Genomic DNA, 1,735 nt, shown 5'->3' on the forward strand with positions numbered 1-1,735 from the left:
AGGGCTTGCAGATGAACTACCCATCTTTTTATGGCTCGTGACGTCATGATGGTGCCATGGGTGTGGTGGAGGGGCTTGAGGCGTCGCTGGCGGTGAAGTTTGGTTCGGTGTTTCCGCACCTGAACGAGCGTCAGCGCAGGTTGGTGATGGGGGCGGAGGCGCGGGCGATCGGCCATGGCGGGATCCGGCTGGTGGCCCGGGCGGCAGGGGCGGGGGTGGTCACGGTCGCCCAGGGCGTGCGGGAGCTCGGTCGCGGCGAGGAGCCGTTGGAGGGAGTGCGCAGGCCCGGTGGTGGGCGCAAACGCGCCGCCGATCTGGACCCGGGACTGCTGCCGGCACTGCTGGCGCTGGTGGAGCCGGACGAGCGCGGGGACCCGATGTCGCCACTGCGCTGGACGACCAAGTCCACCCGAGCGCTGGCCAGGACGCTGACCGGACAGGGCCACCGGGTGAGCGCCGACACCGTCGGGGACCTCCTGCGCGGGGCCGGCTTCAGCCTGCAGGCGAACGCCAAGACCCTGGAGGGCAAGCAACACCCCGACCGGGATGCCCAGTTCGGCTATCTCAACGAGCAGGCCCGCGAGCATCATGCGGCCGGCGACCCGGTCATCAGCGTGGACGCCAAAAAGAAAGAGCTCGTGGGCGAGTTCAAGAACAGCGGCAGCCAATGGCGCCCGATCGGTGAGCCGGTCCGCGTCCTCACCCATGACTTCCCCGACAAGGAACTCGGCAAGGCCGTCCCCTACGGGATCTACGATGTGGCCGCGAACACCGGCTGGGTGAACGTCGGCACCGACCACGACACCGCCGCGTTCGCCGTCGAGTCGATCCGCCGTTGGTGGAATGCCGTCGGCCGCGCCTGCTACCCACGCGCGCGCCGGCTGCTGATCAGCGCGGATGCGGGAGGCTCCAACGGCTACCGCACCCGGGCCTGGAAAGCCGAGCTCGCCCGGCTGGCAGCGGAGACCGGTCTAGCGGTTACGGTCTGTCACCTGCCGCCGGGCACATCGAAGTGGAACAAGATAGAGCACCGTCTCTTCTCCCACATCACCATGAACTGGCGTGGGAGGCCTCTGACCAGCCACGAAGTCATCGTGCAGAGCATTGCCGCCACCACCACCCGCACGGGCCTGCGCGTTGACGCCCAGCTCGACACCGGGCTATATCCAATCGGCGTGACAGTCAGCGACGCCGACATGGCCGCCCTACCGATCAGTCGACACCACTTCCACGGAGACTGGAACTACACGCTGCACCCCACCGCCCACGCGGCCGCAGCCGCCACGGCACAAGCAGCCGTGCGCGAGAACCCCGGCCCCGCGGCGACGATGTCCGACCTCACCGGGATGACCACGGTCGAACTCGACGAACTCATCGCGGGCCTGGCTGACCTGCGACAAACCCATTGGCAGGCCCGCGTGGACAACTGTTCCCCAAATGATCACCTGCCCCGATCCGGGCGACCACTGCGATTCCTGTTCCCCGACCGAGTGGTCGCCACCCTGCTCCACCTGCGTCTGGACCTGGCCACACGTGATCTCGCCCAGCTCTACGGGACAAGCCTCGCCACCATCCGCCGTGTCCTGCGCGAGACCCGTCCGTTGCTGGAGGAGCACGGACACGTCGTTACGCCGCCCACCACGTCCCCACTCCTGCCCGTACACATGCCCAGATACGAGCCCGCAGCGACTCCTCAGAGCAACACCAAAGAGATGTGTTGATTATCTGCAAGCCC

The 1,735-nt window shown here is 67.6% G+C and carries 1 protein-coding gene; it reads left to right on the forward strand.

Going from position 1 to position 1,735, the window contains the following annotated elements:
• Positions 1-56 precede the first annotated feature (56 nt).
• On the forward strand, positions 57-1,721 hold the full coding sequence (locus ACIQVZ_RS42405; protein ID WP_402458531.1) for an ISAzo13 family transposase: 1,665 nt from the start codon (positions 57-59) through the stop codon (positions 1,719-1,721).
• The last annotated feature ends 14 nt before the right edge of the window (positions 1,722-1,735 follow it).

This window comes from Kitasatospora sp. NPDC098663 (assembly GCF_044760075.1).
In the GTDB taxonomy this organism is placed as follows: domain Bacteria; phylum Actinomycetota; class Actinomycetes; order Streptomycetales; family Streptomycetaceae; genus Kitasatospora.